The organism is Staphylococcus hyicus (assembly GCF_000816085.1).
Classification (GTDB): domain Bacteria; phylum Bacillota; class Bacilli; order Staphylococcales; family Staphylococcaceae; genus Staphylococcus; species Staphylococcus hyicus.
Genome location: NZ_CP008747.1, coordinates 865,861 through 885,038, shown reverse-complemented (window position 1 = coordinate 885,038; position 19,178 = coordinate 865,861). Strand labels below are relative to the sequence as shown.

20 protein-coding genes are annotated in these 19,178 nt (G+C 33.7%); 11 read left to right on the top strand and 9 right to left on the bottom strand.

What is annotated here, in order from left to right; all coding sequences use genetic code 11:
• Positions 1-5: 5 nt before the first annotated feature.
• Positions 6-824: an SPL family radical SAM protein gene (locus SHYC_RS04050; RefSeq protein ID WP_039644725.1), complete on the top strand. Its 819-nt coding sequence runs from the start codon at positions 6-8 to the stop codon at positions 822-824.
• A 12-nt stretch (positions 825-836) separates the two neighbouring features.
• Complete coding sequence (locus tag SHYC_RS04045) at positions 837-1,364, top strand: methylated-DNA--[protein]-cysteine S-methyltransferase (protein ID WP_039644723.1); 528 nt, start codon at positions 837-839, stop codon at positions 1,362-1,364.
• Positions 1,365-1,380: 16 nt separating this feature from the next.
• Here SHYC_RS04045 and SHYC_RS04040 read toward each other — a convergent pair whose 3' ends face one another.
• The 4 genes from SHYC_RS04040 to groES all read right to left on the bottom strand — a co-directional run bounded on the left by SHYC_RS04040 (position 1,381) and on the right by groES (position 4,445).
• On the bottom strand, positions 1,381-1,842 hold the full coding sequence (locus tag SHYC_RS04040) for an ASCH domain-containing protein (RefSeq protein WP_039644721.1): 462 nt from the start codon (positions 1,840-1,842) through the stop codon (positions 1,381-1,383).
• A gap of 96 nt (positions 1,843-1,938) precedes the next feature.
• The gene (locus SHYC_RS04035; protein ID WP_039644720.1) at positions 1,939-2,232 is read right to left on the bottom strand and encodes a hypothetical protein; all 294 of its coding nucleotides are present in this window, start codon (positions 2,230-2,232) and stop codon (positions 1,939-1,941) included.
• 226 nt (positions 2,233-2,458) lie between these two features.
• Positions 2,459-4,078 (bottom strand): chaperonin GroEL, encoded by a 1,620-nt coding sequence (gene groL, locus SHYC_RS04030; RefSeq protein ID WP_039644719.1) that lies wholly within the window; start codon positions 4,076-4,078, stop codon positions 2,459-2,461.
• Between the two features lie 79 nt (positions 4,079-4,157).
• Positions 4,158-4,445: a co-chaperone GroES gene (gene groES / locus SHYC_RS04025; RefSeq protein WP_039644718.1), complete on the bottom strand. Its 288-nt coding sequence runs from the start codon at positions 4,443-4,445 to the stop codon at positions 4,158-4,160.
• A 170-nt stretch (positions 4,446-4,615) separates the two neighbouring features.
• Between groES and mroQ the strand changes: the two genes are divergently transcribed.
• Complete coding sequence (gene mroQ / locus SHYC_RS04020; RefSeq protein WP_039644716.1) at positions 4,616-5,368, top strand: intramembrane glutamic endopeptidase MroQ; 753 nt, start codon at positions 4,616-4,618, stop codon at positions 5,366-5,368.
• Positions 5,369-5,445: 77 nt separating this feature from the next.
• On the opposite strand, the gene SHYC_RS12415 is transcribed toward mroQ, so the two are convergent.
• Positions 5,446-6,570: a hypothetical protein gene (locus SHYC_RS12415; RefSeq protein WP_052257803.1), complete on the bottom strand. Its 1,125-nt coding sequence runs from the start codon at positions 6,568-6,570 to the stop codon at positions 5,446-5,448.
• A gap of 165 nt (positions 6,571-6,735) precedes the next feature.
• On the opposite strand from SHYC_RS12415, the gene SHYC_RS04010 reads away from it, so the two are divergent.
• From SHYC_RS04010 to agrA, 5 genes are all read left to right on the top strand, one after another.
• The gene (locus SHYC_RS04010; RefSeq protein WP_039644715.1) at positions 6,736-7,533 is read left to right on the top strand and encodes a carbon-nitrogen family hydrolase; all 798 of its coding nucleotides are present in this window, start codon (positions 6,736-6,738) and stop codon (positions 7,531-7,533) included.
• Between the two features lie 649 nt (positions 7,534-8,182).
• On the top strand, positions 8,183-8,746 hold the full coding sequence (locus SHYC_RS04005; protein WP_039644714.1) for an accessory gene regulator AgrB: 564 nt from the start codon (positions 8,183-8,185) through the stop codon (positions 8,744-8,746).
• A gap of 2 nt (positions 8,747-8,748) precedes the next feature.
• Complete coding sequence (agrD, locus tag SHYC_RS04000; RefSeq protein WP_039644712.1) at positions 8,749-8,883, top strand: cyclic lactone autoinducer peptide AgrD; 135 nt, start codon at positions 8,749-8,751, stop codon at positions 8,881-8,883.
• Between the two features lie 29 nt (positions 8,884-8,912).
• Complete coding sequence (gene agrC, locus SHYC_RS03995) at positions 8,913-10,211, top strand: quorum-sensing sensor histidine kinase AgrC (protein WP_039644710.1); 1,299 nt, start codon at positions 8,913-8,915, stop codon at positions 10,209-10,211.
• Positions 10,212-10,224: 13 nt separating this feature from the next.
• The gene (agrA, locus tag SHYC_RS03990; RefSeq protein WP_039644708.1) at positions 10,225-10,947 is read left to right on the top strand and encodes a quorum-sensing response regulator AgrA; all 723 of its coding nucleotides are present in this window, start codon (positions 10,225-10,227) and stop codon (positions 10,945-10,947) included.
• A 63-nt stretch (positions 10,948-11,010) separates the two neighbouring features.
• Here the strand turns inward: agrA and SHYC_RS03985 are convergent, their stop codons facing one another.
• The 4 genes from SHYC_RS03985 to SHYC_RS03970 form a co-directional block, all read right to left on the bottom strand.
• Positions 11,011-12,510, bottom strand: a complete 1,500-nt coding sequence (locus SHYC_RS03985) for a sucrose-6-phosphate hydrolase (protein WP_039644707.1) — start codon at positions 12,508-12,510, stop codon at positions 11,011-11,013.
• 338 nt (positions 12,511-12,848) lie between these two features.
• Positions 12,849-13,073 (bottom strand): sulfurtransferase TusA family protein, encoded by a 225-nt coding sequence (locus tag SHYC_RS03980; protein WP_039644706.1) that lies wholly within the window; start codon positions 13,071-13,073, stop codon positions 12,849-12,851.
• Positions 13,074-13,097: 24 nt separating this feature from the next.
• Positions 13,098-14,180 (bottom strand): YeeE/YedE family protein, encoded by a 1,083-nt coding sequence (locus SHYC_RS03975; RefSeq protein WP_039644704.1) that lies wholly within the window; start codon positions 14,178-14,180, stop codon positions 13,098-13,100.
• Between the two features lie 179 nt (positions 14,181-14,359).
• Positions 14,360-14,995: a redox-sensing transcriptional repressor Rex gene (locus SHYC_RS03970; RefSeq protein ID WP_039644703.1), complete on the bottom strand. Its 636-nt coding sequence runs from the start codon at positions 14,993-14,995 to the stop codon at positions 14,360-14,362.
• 273 nt (positions 14,996-15,268) lie between these two features.
• Between SHYC_RS03970 and SHYC_RS03965 the strand changes: the two genes are divergently transcribed.
• The 3 genes from SHYC_RS03965 (at position 15,269) to SHYC_RS03955 (ending at position 19,169) form a co-directional block, all read left to right on the top strand.
• A complete protein-coding gene (locus SHYC_RS03965) occupies positions 15,269-17,209 on the top strand; it encodes an ABC-F family ATP-binding cassette domain-containing protein (RefSeq protein WP_039644701.1) in 1,941 nt (646 codons plus the stop codon).
• A 347-nt stretch (positions 17,210-17,556) separates the two neighbouring features.
• Positions 17,557-17,790, top strand: a complete 234-nt coding sequence (locus SHYC_RS12250) for a hypothetical protein (protein ID WP_039644699.1) — start codon at positions 17,557-17,559, stop codon at positions 17,788-17,790.
• On the top strand, positions 17,754-19,169 hold the full coding sequence (locus SHYC_RS03955; protein WP_126564120.1) for a MutS-related protein: 1,416 nt from the start codon (positions 17,754-17,756) through the stop codon (positions 19,167-19,169). Before SHYC_RS12250 ends, SHYC_RS03955 begins: the two co-directional genes overlap by 37 nt.
• Positions 19,170-19,178 lie beyond the last annotated feature (9 nt).

The following is a 19,178-nucleotide window of genomic DNA, read 5'->3' as shown; positions in this document are numbered from 1 at the left end:
CTAGCATGGAAATCTCATTTCGACAACCTAAACAATTTCTAACTAAAGCAAGTGGTTTTTTATCCGATTATACCCATACACTAAACCCTTATATGGGTTGTCAATTTGGATGTCATTATTGTTACGTAAGAAAATCTCCTATATCGCTATTTTCAGGTAAAACCTGGGGCGAATGGGTCACCGTTAAAGAAGACATATCTCATCAATTTAAGAAAGAATTACTGCGTACACAACAAAAAGGGCCCACAACAATTTTTATGTCTTCTTCAACTGATCCATATCAACCCATTGAAAAAAAGTATGAAGTTACACGTCAATTATTAAAAGTGATGCGCGAATCACCACCAGATTTTTTATTTATACAAACAAGAGGCACTTTAATTCAACGTGATATTGACATTTTATCAACATATAATGGAAGGTATATAGTGAGTATGACGATAGAAACTGACCGAGAAGACATCGTACGACACTTTACACCGCATGCGCCAAGTATTCAATCGCGATTATTAACGTTGAAAAAATTAAAACAAGCACATATTCCTGTACAAGTGGCAGTAGCACCGGTATTACCTTGTACTAATCAATTCGCTCAAACACTTAAGCCTTATACAAATTTAGTCACTGTGGACGACTATTTTATGGGTGATGGGTCTAATGGGCGGAGAACACAGGCTTTAGGGATTCAATCAATGTACCAACAAATAGGTGAAGATCATTGGTATCATCCAGAAGCATATGTTTATGTTTCAAATTTAATGAAAGAAACTTTTGGTGAAAACCATGTCGCAATCAGTGTTGATGGATTTCGACCGAAAAGTTAAGAGGCACTTTAAATGAAGTTATATTATAAAGATTTTCAAACCCCCTTAGGAGACATGCGCGCCGTTGCAAACGATGACGCAATTGTACTTTTAAGTTTTAAAGATTCAAAAGATTTTCTATCAGCTCAGAATAAAATTCAACAATACTATACGCTCATACAGATATCCAATCATCCTATTATTTCTAAGCTAATATATGAAATTAGTGCTTACTTTTATGGAGAATGCACAACGCTTAAGACACCTATCCAATATGTGTTTGGTACGTCATTTCAACATAGTGTTTGGGACGCCTTACAAAAAGTTAAAACAGGTGAAACAGTTCATTATGCTACAATTGCTGAGTGGATAGGTAAACCAAAAAGTGTACGTGCTGTTGCGACAGCTATTGGTTTAAACCCTTTATCAATTATCATACCGTGTCACCGTGTAATTAGAAAAGATGGAGGCTTAGGTGGCTTTAATAGCGGTTTATATCGCAAAAGACATTTACTTAAACTCGAAACGTATATTAAAACAAAACATCCACCTCTTAAATAGTAGAGTTGGATGTTTTCTAATCCATTTTTGAGTCAAGATATGTATACAAACATTTAAATTCTTCACACACCATAATTTCTGTTTCTGACCATTTTAATCCGTGCAATTTGAATTCTTCAAAGAAAAATTCGTGATGCGCTTTCTTCCAATATTGCAATGATAAATCTCCTTCCCCTTCCTTATAGGCATGGCTTTCGGAAATTTTCGTATAGGGTGATAAATATACGTGTGTTGTAATTATGACACATTGGGGTTCATTGGTGTGATTTAAGACGATACTCAAGTCTCCAATTTGAGGGAGAGGTTCATCGTCAATTCCATACAATTTATACGCACTCGTTGTAGCCGTTTTAACTCCAGTTATAACTAAATCTGCCAAATGACTTGGATTTACACCAAATTGCCAAGCTGTATAAGTATCCCCTTTAAAATCAGGGTATGCTTTGATAAATTGATCCCAAAATGCTTTAATGTCCATCTAAATCCCCTCTTTGTTACTAAGTTGCCAAAATGTATTAATAATTCCATGAATGATTGATCGCACGCTAACCTTTTATCGATTATAAATAATCAATTAATCCAAAAATGGAATGCCAAAAAATAAATAAAAAAAGATTAAAGGACTGATAACTATTAGATTAAATATCGCCAATCCCATACTAAACAGCCAGTCCTCTCTCTTGCTTTTATGAAACACATAGCATACAGCTGATATTATTAATAATATAAGACTTATTTCAAAATGAAAAATACTAATATCACCACCGTCGTAAATATGCATAAAATGCTCTTCATAATAAGGGTTAATAAAAGCAATCACATTGATAATTAAAAAAACGATATATGTACAAATAATATATTTTTTCATTCATCCATTCCCCTAATCTAAATTCAATACATACTGCATAATACAACGACACTTTTATAATAATTTTACTGTGTATGATACCTTGTTATTTCATTATATATTTAAAAAAAGACGTTTTCAATTATTCTTAAATAATCGAAAACGTCTATAAAGATATATTTTTAAATGACTAAACTATGACCATCATTCACTTTTAAAGTTGACTTAACAGTATTTAATACTCTATTTACATCATACCCGGCATGCCACCCATTTGAGGTGCATCATTGCCTTTTTCTTCAGGAATATTAGCAACAACAGCTTCAGTTGTTAAGAACATAGCTGCAACACTTGCTGCATGTTGTAATGCAGAACGCGTTACTTTCGTTGGATCTACAATGCCTGCTTCTAACATGTTTACCCATTCATTAGTAGCCGCATTGAATCCAACACCTGGATCTGCATTTTTCATGCGTTCAACAATAACAGAACCTTCTAATCCAGCATTTTCTGCAATTTGACGTACTGGTGCCTGAAGTGCTTTCAAGACGATATTAATACCTGTTGCTTCATCACCTTCCGCTTCGATATCACTCACATTTTGGTATACATTCATTAAAGCGGTACCACCACCTGCAACGATACCTTCTTCAACTGCAGCACGCGTCGAGTTCAATGCATCCTCAATTCGTAATTTACGTTCTTTAAGTTCTGTTTCTGATGCCGCGCCAACTTTAATTACCGCCACACCGCCAGCAAGTTTAGCTAGGCGTTCTTGTAGCTTTTCACGGTCAAAGTCAGAATCCGTTTCATCGATTTGCGCTTTTAATTGATTTACACGCGCATCAATATTTGTTGGATCACCGTCTCCATCAACAACTGTTGTGTTATCCTTCGTCACTTCTACTTTACTTGCAGTACCTAACATATCAATTGTGGCTTCTTTTAGTTCAAGACCTAAATCATCTGTAATGACTTGAGCACCAGTTAGAATGGCTAAATCTTCTAACATCGCTTTACGACGATCACCAAATCCAGGGGCTTTCACTGCAACAGCTGTAAATGTACCACGCATACGGTTTAATACTAAGTTTGTTAATGCGTCACCCTCTACTTCGTCTGCAACAATAAGAATTGGTCGATTCGATTGAACAATTTGCTCAAGTAAAGGTAAAATATCTTGGAACGAAGAAATTTTCTTATCCGTAATTAAAATATATGGTTTTTCTAATTCCGCTGTCATTTTGTCAGAATCAGTAACCATATACGGAGATTGATAGCCACGATCAAACTGCATTCCTTCTACAACATCTAATTCGGTATTAAATCCGCTAGACTCTTCAATAGAAATAACACCATCATTTCCTACTTTTTCCATAGCTTCAGAAATATAACGACCTACTTCTTCATCTGCTGCTGAAATTGATCCAACTTGTGCAATTTCTTCTTTATTTTCTACTTTTTGAGAAATATTGTGTAACGATTCTATTGCAACAGCTACCGCTTTATCAATTCCTTGACGAATGCCAACTGGATTTGCACCACTTGTAACGTTTTTAAGGCCTTCTTGAATCATGGCTTGTGCAAGGACTGTCGCAGTTGTCGTACCATCACCAGCAATTTCATTCGTTTTGTTTGCGACTTCTTGAACAAGTTTCGCCCCCATATTTTCATAAGGATCTTCTAATTCGATTTCTTTAGCAATAGTTACACCATCGTTTGTAATTAATGGCGCAGTAAATTCTTTATCTAAAACTACATTTCGCCCTTTAGGACCAATGGTTACTTTAACTGCATTCGCAAGTTTGTCAACGCCACGTAACATTGATTGACGTGCATCTTCTGAAAACTTTAATTCTTTAGCCATATTGTCAAACCTCCAAAGTTGATTTCAAATTCATGTACGCTTGGTACATATAAGACTTGCTTTTAAAGCATAATTTATATTATTCTTCTATAATTGCTAAAATATCTTCTTCTGTTAAGACTAAATATGTTGATTCTCCTCGTTTAACTTCAGTACCAGCATATTGTTGAAACACAACACGATCTCCAACATGAACTTCTGGTTCTATGCGTTGACCATTATCAAGAATGCGCCCAGTACCTACAGCGATGACTTCGCCTTCATTAGATTGCTCTTTTGCAGAATCCGTTAATACGATACCGCTTTTAGTTGTTTGTTCTCGTTCTTTCTTTTCAATAACAACGCGGTTTCCAATTGGTTTTAACATGTGTTGTTGCCTCCTTAAATTGATGCATAATTTAGCACTCAGGAGTTCTAAGTGCTAATCTATCATTTATAATAATCAAACTTAGTCAAAACTTCAAGTATAATGATTGCCTTAATTGTAACAAAAGGAAGGATAAGATATGATAATAATACTTAGAAAGGAGGGACATCATGAATCGAATTCTTGTTTCCGTTCTAACTGTTGCACTCTATCTTATCGCTCAATTTGCACCAGCAATTTTGAACAAATTAAATTTATTACCATCAACAACGCATCAGTTAGATGAAATGAAGCAACTTATACATATTCAATTAATAGGATTTGTCATCGTTGCAATACTGATTATCGTCATGCAATTTTTTGTTAGAAACCCATTACAACTTGAATCAGGAAAAAAAGAACCTAAACGTTATATCATTCCTTGGATTCTCGCTGGTTTGGGTATAGTATTTATTGCTCAAATTATTGTTAATGTGATTAGTGTATTTTTACTCGGTAACAATCATGCCAGTGAGAATACATTACGTTTAATTAAAATCGCAAGACAAATGCCTATATTTTTTCTATTAATTACATTTATAGGACCTTTACTTGAAGAATTTGTATTTCGAAAAGTATTGTTTGGTGAATTGTTTCAAATAATTAAAGGATCAAGAGCATTTCGCTTTATTATTGCTAGCGTAATAAGTTCTACTATCTTTGCTGTGGCTCACATGGATTTTTCACATTTCTTACCCTATTTTGTCATGGGCATAATATTCTCAGGATTTTACTGTTACACTAAACGTTTAAGCGTTGCCATCGGCATCCATATGGCTCAAAATGGTATTGTGGCTTTAATTCAGTTCTCACTTCCCGAAAAATTAGTTGAACAATCATTAAAACAAACGCAATTCATTTATCACCTAATAACGCTTTTATAAATCCCTACATTATGATACACGCATAAAACTACAACATTACTTTAAAAAAACGACTCCCCTATTCGAGGGAAGTCGTTTTAATTCATTTTTCTTATTCTTTTCCAAATAATCATACTAAAAACTACAATAAATATGATACTCGCTAGAGCCACACCCATATACTTAATCATGTTTAAATTTCCATGGTTTCCATTATTTTGCTTACCTTGTTGCTGTGATTCCAAATTTTCACCATTTTGATTAATTTCACGTACTTTATCTTCATTATGATGATTTGACATGTACTTATTAAATAATTTTTTTCGATAGTCATTAGAACCCATCTCTCCGGACATGAGTGCTAGCATTTTCCGGTCCAAAATCTGATAGTATTCTTCTGAAAGTAAAAAATAATCATTAACGGCTGTTTTGTCATTACGGGAAGCATTGCTTTGTAAACCTGATAACCATTCATGCTGATATGGATTAAGCATATGATGATCGTTTTCAATTAAATTACCTTGCTTCATATACGTCCCATTTGTGTTATCATTTGACACGTTATTTCCATTATGATTCCCTGGATAATTCGAATCAGGAACGGTAGGTCCAGATTGATTATTATCTCCTGGTTGATGAGGCGGGGCTTGGTCACTTCCCTGATTTGTTCCTCCAGAGCCCCCAGATGATGGGCCATCCGGTTTAGGTGGTTTGGGTGGTTGTTCTGTTGATGGCTCTTCTGTTGACGGTTGTTCTGTCGACGACTCTTCTGTCGATGGCTCTTCTGTCGATGGCTCTTCTGTTGACGGTTCTTCTGTTGATGGTTGTTCTGTCGACGACTCTTCTGTCGACGGCTCTTCTGTTGATGGCTCTTCTGTTGATGGTTGTTCTGTCGACGGCTCTTCTGTTGATGGCTCTTCTGTTGATGGTTGTTCTGTCGACGGCTCTTCTGTTGATGGCTCTTCTGTTGATGGCTCTTCTGTTGATGGCTCTTCTGTTGATGGCTCTTCTGTTGATGGCTCTTCTGTTGATGGCTCTTCTGTTGATGGCTCTTCTGTTGATGGCTCTTCTGTTGATGATACTGCATTCAGTACATTCGAATGTGTAGTTGTAATCGCTATGGACGTATCTGTAAATTCATTCGATATATAATATGCCGAACCGATTGTTATAAAAGTCAAACAAAATCTGCCAAAGATATGCCTCTTTTTTCTTCCTTTCACCCTTAACCCCTCCTTAACTTTTTATCAAACCTAGTATAAACAAATGAAACTTCAAATACCACCCTACATACTTCATGTTATAAAAATCCTTCTGACCTATGCGTGTTTTTGTAACAGTAATGATAATTTAGTACAATAACTATAATACTATCATGGAGGGATGACATGAAAATTCAAATTTTACAATTTAACGTCGAACCGCAATCACCTTCAAAAAATATACATAAAATTCAACGACTGTTTTCTGAACATGTTAGTCATGATACTGATGTAGTGGTTTTACCGGAAATGTGGAATAATGGCTATGCCTTATCCTCTTTAAAACAACTTTCCGATCGAAATTTAAAACAATCACTTGAATGGATCCAAGCTCTTGCGCGTCAATATTCAGTGGACATTATAGCTGGTTCTGTATCGAATCAAGTCGAAGAAAATTTATATAATACCGCATTTGCGGTTGATCAAAACGGTCATAAAATATATGAATATCATAAAATACATTTAGTACCCATGTTAAATGAACCCACTTATTTGGATGCAGGTACGCGTGTTCCTTACACATTTCATTTAAGTGATGGGACACCTGTCTCTCAAATTATTTGTTATGATTTACGCTTTCCAGAATTAACCCGTTATCCGGCAGCGAATGGAACTCAAATCATGTTTTATGTCGCCCAATGGCCAGAAGTTCGTAAAGCGCATTGGCGAAAGCTTTTACAAGCAAGAGCTATTGAAAATGATATGTTCGTAGTCGCTGCGAATACGTGCGGATCTGATGGTGAAACGTCTTTTGCTGGTCATTCCATGATTATTAACCCTAATGGTGAGATTTTAAAAGAAGCCGATCATGAAGAAACAGTATTAACAGTAGACATTAATTTAAATGACGTGCAAAAACAACGTATAAATATCCCAGTATTTGATAACTTACGCCCCGACATATACGAATATTTCAACAAATAAAAAAAGGCGAGCTTGGGAGGGGCTCGCCTTTAAAATTTAATATTAAGGGAATGTTTATTTGTTTACAGTTATTCTATTTAATTAATTGGGGATGTTATTAATTATGAAAAAATTTAGTGAATTTACCGATTATTAAATGTTTACAATAGTTTCAATATAGAAACCTGACTTTTAAGCTTCAATTACTAATGGAAAAAGATTTTTAGCATTTGGGAGAATGATTACTTCTTAGTGAATTTTTGTACAGTTTCAGCAATTAACTTAATGAATGCGATAATTGTGTTAATGATATCTCCTGCCATAGTAAAGCACCTCCTCATTAATAAGTATTCCAAGACTTAAGAGTTGCACTTGTGAAGTAAGCTGAGCGAAGAATACAACACATTGTGCGTGAATAAACACTTAGGTATCACAAGGGCGTAATACCGAACCACTTAATGTGATTATGATTATATTAAAACACGCGCATGGCAATTTGTGTGAAGTAGTGCCTAGATTGTCAATTTGCATGCTTAAATGTAACCTTTCTGTATTAATTTTTGATGAATTCTATATTAAAATTACAGTTAGGAAGGATAATACGACAGTTAGGCAAAAAACAGAATCGTTTTTAAATTGTACTTTATACTATTGAGTAAGGGGGAAAGCCATGAGAATCGTTGATACAGCAATTGATAACTTAGCATTAAAACTCCAAAAGAGACAAAATCTAGATCACATTGATTACCTCAAAGTGCGTTTAGGCATACAAGTGTTCATCATTAATCTCTTCAAAGGCATCGTAACTTACGGTTTGGCAATCCTTCTTAACATCTTTTTATACACACTCACAGTTCACCTAACTTATTTTATTTTACGACGCTATTCACATGGCGCTCATGCAAAAACATCTTTATTATGTCATGTTCAAAATATTATTTTCTTTATATTTTTACCATGGCTAATAGTTAAATATGACATACCATTCTGGTTTATGTTATTCTTAAGTGTACTAGGATGGATGATTGTATTTAAGTACGCTCCAGCAGCTACACGAAAACAACCAATTAAATATGAACGAATAAAGCCTAAAAAAATCATTTCATTACTTGTAATGTCAATTTATATAGTGATGATTTTATTTGTTCCACATCCATTTAATTTTTTAATTGCTTATGGGGCATTTTTACAAACATTAACTTTACTACCAATATTTTTCTCTAAGGAGGAGTAATTATGGCATTTTTTGAATCTCTATTAAACTTATTGACAAGCGTATTTAAGTCGTTAGGTAACTTTGCTAAAATCAACCCTTGTACAGTGTTTTTTGATGAACCTGAAGTACCCAAAGAACTAAGAGAAAGCGAATAATTTACTTAATAAGAGAGTGTGTGTAAAAGTTGGAATTACTTAATTACATTTTCATTGGAACTTTCCAAGCTTTTGTTTTTTTTATAGTTGTTAATATTATTATCATTGAAAAAATCCATTATAAAATTTGGGATTACATCTCTTTTGTGATAGGGATTGTAGTCCCTTCTACTGTTTTATTTATACTTTTTGATAGAAAAAGCTTGTTATTTTTAGTAATTGGATTTTTCATCTTGTTCTATTATAAAAAGAAGATTATTGGGATTATTGCCGTTTTATCTAGTGTATTAATTTTAGTAATTTGTGACTTTTTTGCAACATGGTTTTATTACTATATTAAAGAATTGACTATTCATCCTACAGTACAATATATCATTTATGCATTTGTTTTTACTTTTATAGCTTTCATAATAGCTTTGGTAGTAAGATTACTTATGAGTAAGCTCAAATATACGTGGTTGTACGTTAATAAAATTTACCTTTTCACTTTAATGATTTGCCTTTTAACATTCTTTTTAATAATGTTTTTCTTTTTACCTGATTATGTTGCTTCCGTAGCCGAATTTAAAATTATAGGTCTATTTTACTTTACATTTGTCGCTATTTTTATCGCCATTCTTTTATTAGTAACCATTACGACCTCTCGAGAGATAAACTATAGAAGAAGTCAACGAGAGATTGAAGATTATTATAATTATACGTTACGCGTAGAACAAGTAAACAATCGTATGCGTAAGTTTAGACATGATTATATTAATATTTTATCCACAATGTCAGAGTATTTGCGTGAGGATGATTTAGATGGCCTTAAAGCATATTACAATAAACACATTAGCCCTCTTAAGGATCATTTTGAAGCAAATACGTTGAAGTTAAATGGTGTTGAAAATTTAAAAGTAAAAGAGATAAAAGGCGTTATCACTACAAAAATTTTACAAGCCCAAGAACGTCAAATTGAGATTAGTGTTGAAGTCGCTGATGAAATTAATGAAATCAATATGGAAATGATAGATTTAAGTCGTATTCTCGGTATTATCATGGATAATGCAATTGAGGCGTCAATGCATCTTGAGAACCCGATGATACAAATTGCATTTATTAAAACTGAAAAATCTGTATTAATTATCATTATGAACAAAGCACCCGAACATCTTCCTAAGTTACACACGTTGTATCAAGAAGGATTTTCAACAAAAGGTAAAAATAGAGGATTAGGATTATCGACTTTAAAAGAAATTACAGATAGTAAAAACAATGTATTTTTAGAAACAACGATTGAGAACCATTATTTTATTCAAAAATTAGAAATCATGAATAATGATGAGTAAGGATGTGACGCGTTTGAAGATATTAATTTGTGAGGATGACCCTAAACAAAGAGAGCGAATGGAATCCATCATTCAAAATTATATTATGATTGAAGAAAAGCCCATGGAAATTGAAATTTCTACAAGTGACCCATACGCGTTACTTGAGGCTTCAAAAAACATGACCGATATTGGGTGTTACTTTTTAGATATCCAATTAGAATCTGATATTAATGGCATTAAGCTTGGCAGTGAAATTAGAAAACATGATCCCGTAGGTAATATTATTTTTGTGACAAGCCATAGTGAATTAACGTATTTGACATTCGTTTATAAACTTGCTGCTATGGATTTTATATTCAAAGACGATATTGATGAATTACGAACGCGCATTATTGATTGTCTTGAAACTGCGCTCAAACGGTTGGATTTACTTACTAAAGATAACACTGTAGAAACAATGGAATTAAAACAAGGCAGTAATTCTGTATATGTCAACTATGATGATGTCATGTTTTTTGAATCTTCACCTAAGTCACATCGACTCATAGCTCACTTAGATAATCGACAAATTGAGTTTTATGGTAATTTAAGGGAACTTGCACAAATTGATAGTCGCTTTTTTAGATGCCATAACAGTTTTGTTTTAAATCGTCATAACATCTCTCATGTTGATGCTAAAGAGCGTATTGTTTATTTTAAAAATGATGAGTTTTGCTATGTGTCAGTTAGAAATATAAAAAAAATCAAGAAATAATAATATTACAACAACAAAAAGCCTGAAAAAGTTTTCTACATAAACTTTTTCAGGCTTTTTATATTATGCCTCTATTTGCTTCTCATCTTGGTTAATGTCATACTTCGTCATTTTTAAATAAACTTGACCAGAGTCTGTAACCACTTTGATTTTATTGGCCTCTTTGGAAGGGAAAATTCGTGAAGACAACACTTTTTCACCTTCGTTACAAAATATTTCAATACTTGAAGTATCTACAAAAATCCGTAGTTGTGAAAGGTCTGATTCTAATTGTGCTATTCGCACTGTCCCTTCAACTGGATGAGGTAATTGTCCACTGTCAAATCGATCTAAAATCACTTGTTTAGTATTCGTTTCATATCGAATAACTGTGGCTTCATGTTTCGACGCTCTTAAATGAAATTCGATAGCAGATGCGTCATTTTCTAGTATATCTATTACTAATTCATATTGCTCTCCTTCAAATGGATGGAGCTGTTTAATAAATTTATTCGCATATCCTAATGCTGTCTCTTTATTTTGTCTTAATTTGCGTAAATCCATATGAGGTTTTTGTTTTAATTGACCTGACTCAATCGTTAAAATTCTTGGAACCGTTAAGCAATGCGCCCATCCTTCGTCATCAGTTGGGTATTCGGTCTCAGGTAGTCCCATCCACCCTATTAATACCCGACGCTTTGCTTCATCTAAAAATGTTTGCGGCGCGTAAAAATCAAAACCTTGATCAAGTTCAATAAATGACTCGTGTTCAAATGTGAGTGTTTCAAAATCTAAATGACCTATGAGATAGCCACTTTGATATATATTTTGATAGGTATTGTCTTCTGATTCTATCCCTTGTGGACAAAACAATAAAATATCTTTTCCATTGAGATGAAAGTAATCTGGACATTCCCACATATAACCGAATGTCTTTAATTGGGTTTTAATCTCACCTACAAAATCCCAAGTCCCTACAGGATTCAACGTTTTATATAGCAAAATCGCACCTGTACAATCTGCCCTTTGCGCACCAATCATCGCATAGAATTCGTCATCTTTTTTAAATACTTTTGGATCTCTAAAATGATGCGTATACCCTTCTGGTGGACCAGTAATAGCAGGTGTATTGAATTTCACCACTTCTCCATTATCATTTACTTTGGCTAATAACTGACTACTCCGTCTTTCCCAAGACTGCGTACGATGATTACCCGTATACATATAATAAAGTTGGTTTTGAAATTCAAATGCGCTACCACTGTAGGCACCATGGCTATCATACATCGTGTCTGGTTTTAATATTGGACCCTGAGGTTTTAATGTCACTAATGTATTTCCATTATAGTGGAACCAATATTTCAAACCATGAACTGCACCTAATGGAAACCATTGATGCGATAAATAATACTGACCTTGAAAATAAATCAAACCATTTGGGTCATTTAATAAACCCGTTGGGGGCTGAATATGAAATTTTTGGCGATACAGGGATGCTTGCACACGATTTTTTAATGTATCAAGTGATTTGGTATTCACATCCTCTAACTTTTGGTAACGCTTTTCCCGACTCCATTGCTCCATTCCTTTACATTTCCTCCTTTATAAATTTTTGTAGATAAGATGAATCTAATGCTTCTCGAACCTACTCAACTTGATAAGTCACATAGCGCATATCAAGAACACTATTCAATCTATGTAAATATTAAAGTTGCTATACTTGTATGAATCCTATTTATTAGGCACGCGTTAAAACTTGTGTGGTGGTGATCATACATTAATAAATCGTAAAAAATGAGTCATTTGTGCTTTCATAATCTCTATGTTATTTTATCACACATCGCCACTGATAAATGAAATTTTTTCAATATAAAACCGATCAAACCCTTTCGTCTAAAGGATTTAATCGGCATCAATTGTGCTTAGGCTTTTTGCACAGTTATGGTCCAAGAAGCATCTCCTATTTGTTCATAGTTTGTAACTGGATAACCATTTTCAGCAGCCCAATTAGGAATGGCTTCTGTAGCTTGTGTACAATCAAAATCGATTTTCAGTTCGTCTCCTAATGCTATTTCTTGCATTTTCTTTTGCGCTTCAATAAGTGGAAATGGACAAACCATCCCTACTGTTCCTAAATCATGTATCATTTTGAACCCTCCGTTTGTTATGGATTATGACGCACGCATTGCTTGCGACTGTATTGTTTTCCCCCGTTGTACAGTTCTCATAGGTCGAACAAACATAAAATAACTCATAAACCACGTACCAATAATCATAAAGGCTAGTGCTATCCAACCTTGCCATGATAATGCTGCAGTAGCAACTAATCCATTACCAATGGAGCATCCTCCTGCGACTGCTGCCCCAAAACCCATGAAAGTACCTCCAACAGCACTATTGCGCAGTGTTTTCTTATCCGGTAAACGCCATGCAAATTCTCTTGAGCCTCGCGCTGCAATATATGATCCAAAAAAGATTCCAATAACTAGAAAAACACCCCAGTCTATAGTTGAAACATCACCTGTCGTTAAAAACATGACAATTTTAGAAGAAGGAGTGGTGATTCCTAATCCGCCTTGTCGCCCAGTGGACTCTGACATGGGCCAAGCAATTAACGCTATAAAGCCGACTACAATTGCTGCAACAAAGGGATGGAAACGTTTCTCAAATAAAATGTGACGTAACCCTGTATATCGTTGTTTTAATTGTGGTACTGCTATTTTAGGTTTCGGTTTTCTCAATGTTCTATTGACTAGAAACAGCGTAACACCAACTAAAATAATTAAAAATATCCAACTTGGAATACCTGTCGATTGAGCCATATCTGCATTGGCAACTGTCTTACTATTAATTTTATTCATTAAGGGGGCTAAAACGCCATTTTTAGTAATCGCCGCAAATAATGCATACATTAAAAGGGCTATCCAACTCCCAATCAATCCTTCACCCGCACGGTAATACGTACCAGTAGCACATCCTCCCGCTAAAATGATACCGATACCAAAAATAAATGAGCCAATGATTGTTCCAATTATTGGAAACGTCTCATTTGAAATAGTAATTACCCCAATGGCGTTTAAAAGAAAAATTCCGATAGCTTGAATTGTTATAGCAATAAGTAATGCATAAAACATTTTATTGTTTCTTTGAACATACATATCCCGAAAGCCGCCTGTTAAGCAAAACCGAGTACGTTGCATTACAAAACCTAACAGTCCCCCTACGATTAGCCCACTTATAATTGTCCAAACCATTTAAACATCTCCTATCCCGATTATTATGATAAGAATTATAACAAATAAACTATTTTTATCAAGGGGATATTCCAAAATAAAAAAATCGAAGCACTTACACTTCGATTTTTCATTTATATATTAAGTTGATTCTCATGCATCATACATTCTAACGTTAATGATTAAAAATGTTTTATTGCTTAACCATAGTTTTTCATAAAAAACAATAACGACTGAAGTTCAACGCCTAAATCGATTTGATGTACTTGAACATCATTTGGCACTTGCACTGGTGATGGTGTAAAATTTAAAATTCCTTTTACGCCAGCAGCAACAACTTTGTCTGTAACACTTTGGGCAACCTTAATCGGTGTCGCAATAATAATTACTTCTAACGCTTGATCTTGAATCACTTTTTTCATTTCATCCATTGATTTCACTGTTACATCACCAATTTTTGTACCAACAATATCTGGATCAATATCAAAAGCTTCTGTAATAAACATATCGTCATGTATTGGAAAGTTAAATGAAATTAACGCTTTTCCTAAATGTCCCACACCGACAACACCAATTTTAATTAAATCAGCATCACTCAATTCGGATTTGAAAAACTCTAATAAACTGTCAATATTGTAACCATACCCTTTTTTACCAAGTTCACCGAAGTAAGAAAAATCACGTCTAATTGTAGCAGAATCTATACCAAGACCTTCGCTTATTTCTTTAGAATTAACGCGAGATGTTCCTTTCGATTTGAGACTATTTACAAAGCGATAATATAACGGTAAGCGCTTCAATGTCGCGCGTGGAATTTTATTTAATTCTTTAGTCATTTTCGTTCCTCCATCTTTCACATGCCATTTCAGGCAACAAACTAAGTCATATGTGCTATTGTAGCTTTAAAAATATTTTATAATAAAAAGAATTATCTACTTTATATACTATAAATATCTGTAAATACATTATGACTTAATATTGTTTTGTTAAAAAATTCACCAACTTTTATTCATAATAATTATAACTTAAAACCGGTTTTAAAGGAACATAATCTATTTGATACCCTTTCACTTTGTTGTACAATAATTAAGAATGAAAGGAGCTTGCACATGATACTAATGCAATTAAATCAACTTTCAAAATCATTTGACGGTGAGGAAATTTTCAATAACGTCAATTTTGAAGTACAGACAGGCGAACGTATTGGCATCGTTGGTCGAAATGGTGCTGGAAAATCAACGCTAATGAAAATTATTGCTGGCGTAGACAATTACGATAGCGGGCATATCTCTAAAATTAAAGGTTTGAAGATTGGCTATTTAACCCAACAGATGACACTAGATACCAAAAATACGGTAATCGAGGAAATGTCGAAACCCTTTCAAGAAATCGAGTCAATTGCACAAAAGATGCAATTTGAAACCGATTGGTTGAGTACACATGCAGATGATTATGAAAGTCCCGAATATCAAGAACACTTAAATCGTTATGAATCATTATCTAATCAATTCGAACAAATGGAAGGATACCAATATGAAAGTAAAATTAAAACCGTTTTACATGGCTTAAAATTTACAGTAGAAGATTATGATAGACCAATTAATGATTTCAGTGGTGGCCAAAAAACACGTTTGTCACTTGCACAAATGTTATTAAGTAAACCTGATCTACTCTTATTGGATGAACCGACCAATCACCTTGACATGGAAACCACAGAATGGCTTGAGGAGTATTTAAAATATTTTAATGGCGCGATTGTCATCATCTCCCATGACCGTTTCTTTTTAGACAAAATTGTTACCCAAGTGTATGATGTCGCACTAGGCGAAGTAAAACTTTATAAAGGTAACTATGCAAAATATGTTCAGCTACGTGACCAATATTATGAAAAGCGCATGATTGAATATGAGCGTCAACAATTAGAAATTAAACGCCTTGAAACATTTGTTGATAAAAATATCACACGTGCTTCGACTAGTGGAATGGCTAAAAGTCGACGTAAAATTTTAGAAAAAATGGAACGAATTGAAAAGCCTTTATTAGATGCTAAAAGTGCTAATATTCAATTTGATTTTGACCGAAATACCGGGAATGATGTTATGAATATCAACAACCTTGAAATCGGTTATCACACTCCTATTACAGCCCCTATCACGTTTGAAATTACAAAAGGAGATCATATCGCTGTAATTGGACCGAATGGTATTGGAAAATCGACATTTATTAAAACGTTAGCCAATAAAATTTCGGCGCTTTCAGGACACATTCAAACTGGCTCAAACTTAAAAATCGGGTACTATGACCAAAAACAAGCTGAATTCAAATCTAATAAAACGATTTTAGATTTTGTGTGGGATCAATATCGTCAAATGCCTGAAAAAGATATTCGCGCTGTATTAGGTCGCTTTTTATTTACCCAAGACGAAGTTAAAAAAATAATCAATGATCTGTCGGGTGGCGAAAAGGCTAGATTACAACTTGCACTTCTCATGTTAGAAAGAAATAATGTTTTAATACTTGATGAACCAACCAACCATCTTGACATAAATTCGAAGGAAATGTTAGAGCAAGCTTTATCAGAATTTGATGGTACATTAATATTCGTCTCCCATGATCGCTATTTTATAAATGCTTTAGCAAATAAAATATTTAGTTTGGATTCAGATGGAGGACAGTTTATCCAAGGAAATTATGCCTACTATTTAGAAAAAGTCGCTCAGCAAAAAGCTATAGAGGCGCGACAAGGTGAAACGCAGTTTGATAAACAACCTTCTAGCATAGTATCAAACACGGATTACCAAGATCAAAAAGTCATGCGACGTGAAAAACGTAAAATTGAACGTCAAATCGAAGAACATGAAGCACATATAGCAACTTACGAAGCGCAAATTGAGCAATTAGATATACTAATGGCATCAGAAGAAATTGTAAATGATTATGAAGAGACTGCACGTCTTGCAAACGAACGAAGCACAATCGAACAAAATTTAGAACATTCAATGCTACAATGGGAAGAATTACAACATTTATTAAATGAATATGAAACATAACACTTAATATCGAAGTATAATTTTATACTTCGGTTATTTTTATTTACACACTTTATAGACAGACGCATTGTTTTAAAACCCTTTATATTACAACTGTCCACAAAGATATCCTACTTATCCACAAATAAACACTTAATCGAAACGATACTTATCAACAATATATCCACCCTTTTTTCGGTATTATATCTATTTTTATACACAGGATGTTAACAAGTTGTGCATAAGTACGCATGTTCCCTATTGACTTTTTAATCTCTTTCTTTGGACCTTGTATTAATCTTAATTAATAATTAAAATTGTTTTATATAGATTATTTTATTAAATTAGATTAAGGGAGCTCAACGCACATGGTGAACTTTATTTTTTTCATTGTTTTCATCGCCGTCATTATCACTGTAATGATAGTTACAGAAATATATCAATATATTGTGTTCCGCAAATCAATCGTAGCACATTTAAAGCATCATCATAAGTTCGATCATATGCCTTTTATAATACGTATTATCTTAAATATGCATCATTATGCGAGAACAGTCACCATCCATTGTTTTGGATTGACGATAAAACATGGTCAGATTTAAATATGATAGACATGTTCAAATCTTTGAATTATACGTATACTTCAATAGGCGAAAATCACTTATATCATATTTTAAGACTTCAATCCACACTGTCACATTTAGATCTTTGGGATCATATTAAAAAAGATGTATTATTTCATCAAAAACTCGTTATGTTACTCGCTAAATTAGGAAAACAAACCTATCCTAAATATGATTGGAATGAATATCAATATCGTTTTCACCCTATTTATTATGTGTTACCTTTTCTTCCTATCATAAGTATTCTTTTAAGTTTATGGGATATACCGATAAGTATTTTGGCAGTATTATGTTCTTTGTTAATAAATTTAATTGTAAGTGTACGATTTGATCATTATGTAGATAACGATGTGGAGAGTTTGTTTTTTACTGGCCGTGTTATCCATACAACCAATAAAATCCAAAAATTAAAATTAAGCCCTAAATTTGAGTATAACTTGAGGGAACTCAATCAAGTCAATCGTTGGCGCTTTTTATTAATTAAAGTAAATACCATTCCTGGGTATTTTTTGTTATTAATAAAATATATCTTCTTGATTGATATACATTTATATCACATGTTAATTAAACGTTTTAAAATAAATCATGAAATCATTCATGCATGTTACAGATACATTGGTGAAATTGATGCGTTGTTGGCGGTTGACCAGTGGCGTTATCACCAAGAAATATATACAACGCCTTCAGTCAAAGATTCATTCAAGTTTACTTCATTGATTCATCCATTAGTGGTGGAAGCAGTTGGGAATGATTTTAAATTTGATCACAATATTTTACTAACTGGTTCTAACGCTTCTGGAAAGTCTACGTTTATGAAAGCAGTTGCGATTAATTTAATATTAGCGCAAGCCATCCATATAGTAACGGCAGAGCACTTTGAATTCAAACCTGGCGTTGTAAAAACAACAATGGGAAATGCCGATGATGTGCTGACAGGTGACAGTTATTTCATGGCTGAAATCAAATCATTAAAACGATTATTCAATATTGATCCGCTCACCACACATTATTATTTTATTGATGAGATATTTAAAGGAACGAATACAGCTGAACGCATCGCAGCCTCAACCTCCGTCTTACAATATTTATCTCAATATCAAAACTTAAAATTAATCGCAGCTACTCATGATATAGAACTCACACACAAGTTATATAATAATTTTATAAATTATCACTTTAATGAAGTTATTCATAACGATACCATACATTTTGATTACAAAATAAAACAAGGCCCTGCCAACACTCGTAATGCACTGGAGCTTATTCGAATCATGAAATTTCCTCCTGAAATATATTGCCATGCCAAGCATGATGTTGAAATATTTGAAACATCTAAACAAAACCGCCCTTCAGATTAAAACGAATCT